A 9,989-nucleotide genomic window follows, 5' to 3' on the forward strand; every position below is an offset into this window, starting at 1 on the left:
GGGGCGGCTGGCGGGGGCAAAGCGCTGTGCGACAGGGTGAGCACGCTCGGTGAAAGGGGAGAGGGGGTCGCGCGTAGCTAAGTCCCTCATTCTATGTTTTCGAAAATCCCATTCCTCTCTTCGCTCGCTGGTCTTGTGGGTCTTGTCGCAGGTCCGGTGGCCCTTGCCGGGGAGCGACCTAACTTCCTGTTCATCCTCGTCGACGACCAATCGCCCTATGACCTCACCATTTACGATCCCCAGTCCCCGCTGGAGACCCCGCACCTTTCCCGCCTCGCCGAGCAAGGCGTGGTCTTTGAGGGAGCTTACCAAATGGGCTCTTGGTCGGGGGCGGTCTGCACTCCCTCCCGCACCATGATCATGACCGGGCGCGGCGTTTGGAACATCCCCGGCGCCTGGAAGGAGACCCGCCAGGAAGACACCGCCGGGGTGCTCGCCGAGACCTTGCCCGCTCTCTTCAATGCCCACGGATACGACACCATGCGCACCTGCAAGAAGGGGAACAGCTTCGAGGCGGCCAACAAGCAGTTCACCGTCCGGCGCGATGCCACCAAGCGCGGCGGCACGGCGGAATCCGGCAGTGCCTGGCATGGCCAGCAGGTCCTCGACTACCTCGCCACGCGGGAGGAGAGCCAGGACGAGGATCCCTTTCTCATCTACTTCGGCTTTTCCCATCCCCACGATGTCCGCGACGGTACCCCGCCATTGTTGGAAAAATACGGGGCCAGCAATCACACCGACCCCGCGAACCCGCCCCAGCCCGGCGAGGCCGCTCCTTCCTTGCAAACCAACTACCTGCCCGCCCACCCCTTCCCCCACGGTCACCCGGGCTTGCGTGATGAGGAAAAAGTCTCCGGCGTGTGGAAGCGACGCGACGAGGCCACCGTGCGCAATGAGCTGGGCCGGGAGTATGCCTGCTCCGAAAACATCGATATCCAGATTGGAAAAGTCCTTGCCCGCCTGGAAGAGATGGGCGAGCTGGACAATACCTACATCATCTACACCTCCGACCACGGCATGAGCATCGGGCGCCATGGCTTGATGGGTAAGCAGAATCTCTACGAGCACACCTGGCGCGTGCCCTACATCGTGAGCGGGCCCGGTCTCCCGGCCGGCAAGCGTGTGCCGGGCAATATCTACCTCATGGATACCCTTCCCACCTTGTTGGACCTGGCCGGCATCGCCGCGCCCGAGGCCCTGGATGGAGTCAGCTTCCGCCCGGTCTTGCAGGGGGAAAAGAGCACTGTGCGCGAGGTCCTCTACGGCGTCTATACTGGTGGCACCAAGCCCGGCATGCGCTCTGTGCGCCGGGGCGACTGGAAGCTCATCAAATACGACACTCTCGATGGCCAAGTGCGCCAGACCCAGCTCTTCAACCTTGCGGAAAATCCCCAGGAGCTCCTTGCCGAGCACCACGATCCCGCTGTCGTCGCCCTCACGGGCAATAAACCCGGCAAGAACCAGCGGAACCTCGCCTATGACCCGGACTTTGCCGACAAACGCAAGGAAATGGAGGCCCTTTTGCTCCGTGAACAAGAGCGTTGGGGGGACCCCTACCGCCTCTGGGACCAGCCCCAACCCTAGGCTTCCGCTCTTTCTCCGCTCTTTCGGTGGCCAATCGCGCGCTCCGGCGACCGTTATTGGCCATCGCCTCCTACCCGGGGCCGATTCTCTTAAACTATGAACACCACACATTCTTCCCGCCGTCGGTTTTTCCGCCAAGCAGCCCTTGGCACCGCCGGCCTTGTCCTCGCGCCTTCTGTGGGCGCCGTCAGCCAGCCCTTCGCCCGCAGTGGCGATAGCCGCATCCGTCTGGCCCTCGCCGCATACTCCTTCCGTGATTATTTCCCCTACAGCAAAGAGCGGAAAGTGGCCGAAGTGCCGGAGGAGGTCCGCATGAATATGCCGAAATTCATTCGCTATTGCGCCCAGCACGGCCTCGATGGGGCTGAGCTGACCAGCTATCACTTCAATCCCGACGATACTGCGGAGGACTTCCTCGCCTGTCGCCATCAAGCCCACATCAATGGGGTCTCCATAGCGGGAACCGCCATTGGCAATAACTTTTCCCACCCCAAAGACTCTTCCGAGCGCGCCCGCCAGATGGAGTATGTGCGCACTTGGATCGACCGCGCCGCCCTCATGGGCGCTCCCCACATTCGCGTCTTTGCGGGTGTGCCTCCCAAGGGCGTCAGCGAGGAAGAGCTGGAGGCCAACGCCATCTCCGCCCTCGCTGAGGCGGCCGAATACGCGGGCTCCAAGGGCATATTCCTCGGTATCGAGAACCACGATTCCATCAGCACCCCCGAGCGCCTCCTGCGCATCACCCGGGGGGTCGATTCCCCCTGGGTCGGCATCAATCTCGATACCGGCAACTTCCGGGGCGGGGACCCCTACGCCGCCATTGCGGAGTGCGCGCCCTACGCCGTGAATGTCCAATTGAAGGTCCGGCTCGATATTGAGGGCAAGAAGGTGGAAGCAGACATTCCTCGCATTGTGAGGCTCCTGCGCGAGGCCAACTATCAGGGATTCCTCGTCTTGGAGTATGAAGAGACCGCCAATCCCTACGAAGCCATCCCGCCGCTCCTGGAGACCCTCCGCAAGGAGCTGGCCTGAGCCTCTCCCCGGCGCTTGGGTCAAGCTCTTGTCTCAAGCGTCTTTTCTGATTTTTTCCTTGGCGGGGGAAGAGCCACCCTTTCTCTTCTTGCCATGATTCTTCGCGTGGCTCTCTTCTCCCTCCTCACCTTTCTCTGTGGCTTTGTGACCCCGGGAACTGCCGGGGAGCAGGAGAAGGCTGCCCCTTCCGGGGAGCCTCAACTGCGGGTAACGGCCTACAATATCCGCCATGGGGCAGGCCGGGACGGCAAAGTCGACCTCGACCGCACCGCAGCCGTCCTCCGGGCCCTCGATGCCGACCTCATCGCCCTGCAAGAGGTCGACAAGAACTGCCGCCGCAGTGGGCAGCGCGACCTTGCGGCCGAGCTGGCACAACGCCTCGGCATGACGCACCGCTTTGGCAAGTTCATGGACTATCAGGGCGGCGAATACGGTATGGCCATTCTCTCCCGCCTGCCCATCACCGCCACCACGCGCCACCCCTTGCCCCGGGGTGCCGAGCCCCGTTGTGCTCTCGAGGTGCAAGTCACCGTGCCCGGCCTGGCCCAGCCCCTCTCTTTCCTCAGCATCCACAATGACTGGACGGATGGGGAGATCCGCACCCGTCAGGTGACAGCCCTCCTCACGGCTTTGGCCGAGCATCGCCATCCCGTCATCTTGGCCGGCGACTTCAATGGCCCGCGCGACGATGCCTCCTTGCAGCTGCTGGAGAAGAGGCAGTGGCAGATTCTTCCGAAGAATGACAGCCCCGCGCCCACCTTTCCGGCCCATCAGCCCGAGGTCGAGATTGACTTCCTGGTGGTGAAAAACCTCCCGCCGTTCACCTGCCGACACTGGGTGGAGGAGGAAGAGGACGCTTCCGACCACCGCCCCCTGGCGGCGAGCTTCTCCTGGACCGCTCGCTAGCAGCGGCGCGCGCCTCTCTCTTCCTGAGCGCTGCCAAGGGAGAAATAAAAGCGGCTAATGTCGCAATCCTACCACGCTACAAGAGGCTGAAAGTGACCCGTAGGGGCCCTAAAACTAGCGTGTTTCCTGATAAAACCAGCAAATGGAGCCTTGTCAGAGGGGAATCAGAGCCTGAAAGCGGATTTTCATGGGTCAAATTGCACATTCAAAGAATAATTTGTCACTTATAGAGCAATAGATCCTCCTTTCAAAGCAATAGATCTTACTTTCAAAGCAATATTTCCTGCTTTCAGAGCAATAGTTCCTCCATTCATGGCATCATTGGCAGCTTTAAAGGCTCTCTTTGTTGGCGGAAAACTACCATGGACTGGCTACAGGGAAGAAGGGGGCTCAGGCAAGGAGTGACAAGCCCCTGGCCGATCCGGGTTGCGCTTCCTCAGAGGGCCATCTCTTCGCTCCGGGGGCGGGTGGCTCGGCGAATCGTCCCTACCCAGCGCACCCGGCGAGCGGACCTGGCCCGCAGGGGTAAAAAAAGCACCTCCGGGTCGACCGGAGGTGCTTGCAGAGGAAAGACGGCGGCCTGGTGCGGTCGCCTTACTCTTGCTCGATGCGGAGGAACTGCCGCGAGCTCGTGCCGAGAGGGATTGTGCGGGTGGTGGTCTCCCCGTCGGCGGCAATTTCCGAGGCCAATTCGGTGGGGAAGTCAGCCAGATTGTCCCCCGCCACCACGCGATAGCTCAGCCCGGGCCCGGAGGTCCAGGTCAGGGTGACGGATTCATTACCGGGAGTGAAGTCGAAGCTGTAATCCAGGAGCTCAAGGCTGCTGGGGTAGACAGGCTCGCCCTCGGTGTAGCACCAGCTGGTGACGTCGTGGAGCTCGATGGCACCGCCGGTGCGACCGCTGAAGCCTACGTAGCCCTTGCCCTCGGCATTGACCGCCCCGATGGCGGCGAGGTCCACCGACAGGTCGGTGATGATGGCTTGCTCATTGAGATAGACGCTCAGGAGGCCGCCGGAAGTGTAGCCGACCTGCACCCGGTAGGGGGAGGAGGTGATGGCTTGGGTGAGGTCGGTGAGGCCGAGCTCGTTGATCGTCGTCAGGTCGCGCTCGGCGAGGACGGCACCACTGGCCCGCACCCGGATGACCGCCGGGCTGGCCTCCCCCCCATTGAGCCAGGTATCGAAGACCACCGAGAGGTCGTTTTGGCCCAGCCCCAATTCCCCGGTAGCGGAGGCGACATTACCCTGCGGGTGATTCTGCAGGATGAAAGACGCGCCATCGGCCCCACCCGTGCTATTGGTCGGGATGTGGAGGTCGAAGGTAGTGCTGAAGCCGCTCTCGGTGCCGACGCGGGCCCGGAACCAGGCCGTGCCCACCTGACCTCCGGAGAGGGGATGGAGGCGTAGGCGGGCAAAGTCCCCGGGCTCCACGAGGAAGGGGTAGGCATTCACAATGGAGGCTGCTCCGAGGAGGGAGAGTTCCTCGCCGGCCTCGTCGAAGTTCTCATAACAAATCTCGGTAATGGCCGGGGTGATCACGGTGACGGGGAACTCGCGCGTCGTGGAGCCCGCCGGGGAGGTGACGGTGAGGACCACGGTGGTATCACCGCTGGGAGTGAAGGTGTAGCTGCCATTGACTGGCACGGGCACCGGTCCCGCACCCACGTCGATGGTGGCGCTTTCTCCCAATTGGGAAAGATACTCGATGACGACCGGCTCACCGCTGAGGGCGGTCGGGGCATCGGCGCGGAGACGGGTGACGACTGGAGGAGCCAGCGGGACGGTGGCTGGATCCGGCAGGGGCACGATGGGCAATGCCGCCCCGCGTGGGTAATTGTAGAAGAAGGCGAGCTCTTCCCCGGTGGTGCGATGTTTGTCCACCATATCAATGACCGTCCACGTCGACCCGTCGTTACTGCCGTCGAGCCGCCAGGCCACCACATCACGCTCGGGAGCATCTCCTCCCGTGGTCCATTGGTAGGCATCGAAGGTTTGCGCTGTCTGGAAGTCGAAGACGAGGGGGGATTTATTGAAATCCAGCCACTTGGTATTGACGTCGCCATCGATGATCATGCCCGGCCCCTGGGTACCGGGGTTGTTGCCAAGAGGATTGCTCACCACCGTGCCGAGGGAGGCGTGGTCAAGGGCAAGGCCGTTGTGATAGAAGACCATTTCCGCAATCTGCACGCTGTTGGCTCCCCCGTATTGCGGGAGGCTCTCCGCCAGCCGGGTGGGGGAGAAGCGCAGGTAGCGGTAGGTGCCCTCGCCTGGGGTGACCGTGCGCACGGTGGCCTTTGCGGTGGCCGGTCTTGCCAAGGCATTGTCCACCGTCAGGGTGTAGTCGGTGTCGCTATTGTCCGGTGGAGTGGTCGTCGTTGTGTTGGGGTTTGCCGAGACGGCTCCCACGCCATTGTCGATGTTCAGGCTGCTGGCCAAGGCCGTGTCCCAGCTCAGTGTGATTTCCTCTCCGTCGGTGAGGATGACGGGGTCGGCCTCAAAGTTGTTGATGCTGGCAGGCACCAGATTGATGACGGCCGGAAGAGGGATGTCAGGAGAATCGGCGTTGCGACTATCCGGGAGGAGGTAGTTGAACTCGACCTCGGGGTCGTAGCTGGCGCTGACAATGGCATCAATGACTTGCCAGGAGCTCTGGTCATCACTGCCCTCCAGCAGCCAGGCAATGGGGTCGCGCTCGGGGGCATCCCCTCCGGTCGAGAGCACGTAGCCATCGATGGCAGTGGGGCTGCCCATGTCGAAGATGACGGGCCCTTTATTGAAATCCAGCCACTTGTTGGTGAGATTGCCGTCGATCAGGTTGCCCACTTGCTGGGTCTCGGGGTTGTTCCCCCCGGGATTGGTTGCTCCCACCGGCGTGACGAATTCTCCTTCATGGAGAAAGGAGAATTCGGCAATCTGAATGCTATTGGCAGCAGGCTGGCCGGGGAGAGTTTCCCGCAGCCGCAGGGGGGTGAAGCGGATGTATTGGAAGGTGCGCTCGGTCTGCTCGACCGCCCGGACGGTGGTGGTCGCGGTCACCGAGCCGTTGGCATTGGTCGCCGTCAGGGTGTAGACGGTATCACTATCGTCGGGGGGAGTGACCTCCGCCATTCCAAGGTCGTTGGTGGCGAGCGAGCCGACTCCATTGTTGATGCTCAAGCTGTCCGCCTTGCGCACCTCATAATTAATTAAGGCGGGATCGCCATTGAGCACGATTTGATCAAAACGCTCGAACTGGAGGATCTGGGGAGTATCGGCCAGGAGAAATTCGCGCTCGTAGGTCTGCCGGGCAGTGGTCGTGGGGAAGTCGATCTCCTCCACCAGCAAGGTCCAGCTGCTGTTGTCGTTACTCCCTTCCAAGGTCCAGGAGATGGGATCGCGGTCGTTGGCGTCATTGGCGGTGGCAAAGCGGTAAGCATCCGCAGTGACGGGTGCGCCAAAGTCGAGCACGAGGGGCCCCTTGTTGCGATCTAGCCACTTGGTAGTGACGTCGCCGTCATTCGCTGAGGCTGGAGGTTCGCCGATGGGGAAGTCGCCGCCGGGGTTGCTGGCGGTGGCTCCCGTAAGCCGCTGTCCCTCCAAGCGCATCTCGAATTCTGAGATTTGCACGCTGTTCTCGGTGCCACCTCCTCGCAATGCGTTGGTAGTAAAGCGGTAGTATTGATAAGTCTCGGTTTGTCCCGAGAGACTCCCGAAGAGCAGGGGAAGCAATGACCCCCTGAGGATTATGGTGTGGAATGTTGGTTTCATCTCGCAGATGGCCATTACAGGCCAACCGAGGAGAACGGGGAAAAGAGAGGGGACTTTACAGGGAATGCAGGGTGGAACTCGCTTTGGCGAAAGAGTCAAGAGGAGGGGATGTTGCGCCCTTTGGCTAATTGGCCGGGGTGGGCACTCGGCGAACCCGGGGCTGGCGGGGCGCGCCCGGGGTCGTCTGTCCAGGAGAGGGGGTGGGAGTGGTCTGGGGCGGGGCGGGGGCGAGCTTGGGCTGGGGAGCGGGCTTTTTTTCCGGTGGCGCAGGGGTCTGGTGGGCGTCGAGCGGCACGGTCGCAATCGCGTAGGTGGCATCCAGCTCGGCCACCGCCTTTTGCAGCTCGGCAAAGATCAGGGGGTCGGAGTAGAAGGGGCCGCTGCCGGGGCCACCACCAGTGTGGGTCTCGATGAGCACGGGCTCGCCCCCGACCAGAAGGAAGGAGGGATGGCCGGAATCGCCTACGATGAGGCTTTTGTAGAGTTCGGCGGGCTGGTTCTCGTTTTTTCCGAAGGAGATGCCTTTCCCGAAGAGGCGGCGCACTTTGTGGATGTAGACGTGCCGTTTTTGCTCGGTGACGAGGACGGGGGCTTCGGGCAGAGTGTGGGCGTAGTCGCTGCGGGGGGGGAGCAGGCGGTAGACCTTGATGCCCTCGGGCAGGGGCCGGTCGAGGAGGGCCACCGCGATGTCCGAGGCCGTCCCGTCCTTGCGCCCGCGAAAGGAAATCTTGCGCACGATCTGCCGGCTATGGGGCTGCCCGGAGCGGTCGTGGAAGGTCAGCTTGGCTCCAACCGGATGCTGGTAGTGCCCGGCGAAGACGATGTGACGGGGGGTGATGGCGGCTCCTGCTTTGCGGTGGCTCCAGACGACGCCGGTGAAGTCGATGCGGCGCGTCCAGCCGCTGTTCCATTGCGAGCGGCCGTTTTTATTGTAGCTGGTGAAGAGGGCGTTGTTGGCGAGCGGGGTCTGCGCGGCCAGGGTCGCCAGGCGTTGCTCGGCATCGCCCTTGAGCTCGGTCGTGCGCAGGGCTTTGCCGGGGGGCGGGCCCAGAGTGAGCCCCTCCGGGCTGGGATTGCAGGAGGTGACGAGGCTGAGGGTGAGGAGGCAAAGCGTTTGGCGAAACATCAGGTCCACTCTAGTCCGGATGGGCCAGTTTTGCGAGGGCGGCGATGGTGCGATCGGTGGCGCCGCGATGACTCTCGAGCACGGCGAGGGCTTCTGCAGCTTGTTGGCGGGCCGCGCGGGGGTCGGAGAGGAGGCTGCGCAGGCCCCGGGCAAGTTCTTCCTCGTTGGTGACGGAGAGCAGACCTCCGCGGGCGCGCAGTTCGCTGGCGAGGGGTTCGAAGTTTTCCAGATGGGGCCCTGCAAGGACGGGGATTTTTTCGGCAATGGCTTCGCAGGGGTTTTGCCCGCCGGTCGCGGTGAGGGTCTTTCCCACAAAGGCGATGGTGGCGTGGCGGGTGAAGGCCGGCATCTCTCCAGTGGAATCCACCACGAGTATAAGAGTCTGTCCATCGGTGGTCGGGGTGGGGGTATTGGCCCCGGCGTCCGCCGAGCGCAGCCGCACCGCAAAACCCGCGGCCCGCAGTTCCCGGCAAATCTCGTCCCGCCGTTCCATGTGGCGGGGGATGATTACGAGGCGAGCCTCTCCCACCGTGGCAGCCGCCCGTGCGAAAAGGAGTTCTTCCCCGCCATGGGTCGAAAGGGCCATGAGAATGGGGCTCTCATCAGGGCCGAGACTCGTGAGCAAGGGCCGGGGATCGAAGTTCGTGCTGGCCGGGGTGCTGCGGGCGGGATCGAATTTGATGGAACCGGTGACATGGATGACTTCTTCCCGGATGCCGATCGCCGCCAGTCGGGGCCGGTCATCCTCGCTCTGCGCTCCTACCCAGGTGAGGCCGCGATACATGGACTCCACCAGCGGGCGGGCCTTGGCCAGTCGCGCACCGGATCGCTCCGAGAGGCGGGCATTAACTAAAGCTACTGGAATGCGACGTCGGCTGGCTTCGTGCATGAGATTGGGCCAGACCTCGTGCTCGATGAGAACGATCAAGCCCGGCTGGAAGCGATCGAGCATCCTTCTTATCAAGGAAGGCACGTCCAGGGGGGCATAGAGGACTTCGGTGCCGGGGGGAGGGGATTGACGCACGAGGTCGAATCCCGTCGAGGTGCCGACGGCGAGGAGGAAGCGCGCCTCTGGCGAGTGCTCGGCCCAAGCGACGATGAGTTTACGGGCGATATTGGCCTCCCCCACACTGGCCGCGTGCAGATAGATGGGGCGGCTGGCCCTTTCTGGAGTGGGTCGGGGGCTTTCTGGACCATACTGAGCGAGCTTCTCGCCTAGACGGGGGCCGAGACCGCCTCGTTTGCGCGTTTTCAGGAGCCAAAAGGGAGCCGAAAAGGCGGCAAAGGGAGGGTAAAGGAGGTTGTAGATCGTCCGAATCACAGTTTTCGCAGTGATTCTGCCTGCAGAGAGGAATGATTTCGAGAAAGGATCGTGGCAGAATCCGGTAGAGCGTTAATTATCACAATCTGCTGATTTTAGGTCGGTATTGGCCATCTTAGAGTGAGTGATTCTTCGGCTGTAGAACCGTAATCTGTCTTTTGTTCCTCAGGGAAAGGGACGAAAGGGTGATTTTTGAGCGGAATGATGTTGACGTCTGCCGGGTTCGTGACTAGCTTCGCGCCCCGCCGCGAGATGCGGCTCACGAGAAACCAA

6 protein-coding genes are annotated in these 9,989 nt (G+C 62.4%); 3 read left to right on the top strand and 3 right to left on the bottom strand.

The annotated features are described in order from the left end of the window. Nucleotides 1–93: 93 nt before the first annotated feature. From JIN78_RS03650 to JIN78_RS03660, 3 genes are all read left to right on the top strand, one after another. Nucleotides 94–1,584, top strand: coding sequence for a sulfatase family protein (locus tag JIN78_RS03650; RefSeq protein WP_200390576.1), 1,491 nt, complete (start codon nucleotides 94–96; stop codon nucleotides 1,582–1,584). A gap of 96 nt (nucleotides 1,585–1,680) precedes the next feature. Further along, nucleotides 1,681–2,616, top strand: a complete 936-nt coding sequence (locus JIN78_RS03655) for a sugar phosphate isomerase/epimerase family protein (protein ID WP_200390577.1) — start codon at nucleotides 1,681–1,683, stop codon at nucleotides 2,614–2,616. Between the two features lie 93 nt (nucleotides 2,617–2,709). Then, entirely contained in the window at nucleotides 2,710–3,522 is an 813-nt protein-coding gene (locus JIN78_RS03660) for an endonuclease/exonuclease/phosphatase family protein (protein ID WP_200390578.1), read from the top strand. A gap of 594 nt (nucleotides 3,523–4,116) precedes the next feature. Here the strand turns inward: JIN78_RS03660 and JIN78_RS03665 are convergent. From JIN78_RS03665 to JIN78_RS03675, 3 genes are all read right to left on the bottom strand, one after another. Continuing rightward, nucleotides 4,117–7,269 (bottom strand): lectin-like domain-containing protein, encoded by a 3,153-nt coding sequence (locus JIN78_RS03665; RefSeq protein WP_200390579.1) that lies wholly within the window; start codon nucleotides 7,267–7,269, stop codon nucleotides 4,117–4,119. 124 nt (nucleotides 7,270–7,393) lie between these two features. Then, nucleotides 7,394–8,395 (bottom strand): hypothetical protein, encoded by a 1,002-nt coding sequence (locus tag JIN78_RS03670; RefSeq protein ID WP_200390580.1) that lies wholly within the window; start codon nucleotides 8,393–8,395, stop codon nucleotides 7,394–7,396. Between the two features lie 10 nt (nucleotides 8,396–8,405). Then, nucleotides 8,406–9,716 (bottom strand): 3-deoxy-D-manno-octulosonic acid transferase, encoded by a 1,311-nt coding sequence (locus JIN78_RS03675; protein ID WP_200390581.1) that lies wholly within the window; start codon nucleotides 9,714–9,716, stop codon nucleotides 8,406–8,408. Between the last annotated feature and the right edge of the window lie 273 nt (nucleotides 9,717–9,989).

The sequence above is a fragment of the Roseibacillus ishigakijimensis genome (genome assembly GCF_016595415.1).
Classification (GTDB): Bacteria; Verrucomicrobiota; Verrucomicrobiia; order Verrucomicrobiales; family Akkermansiaceae; genus Roseibacillus; species Roseibacillus ishigakijimensis.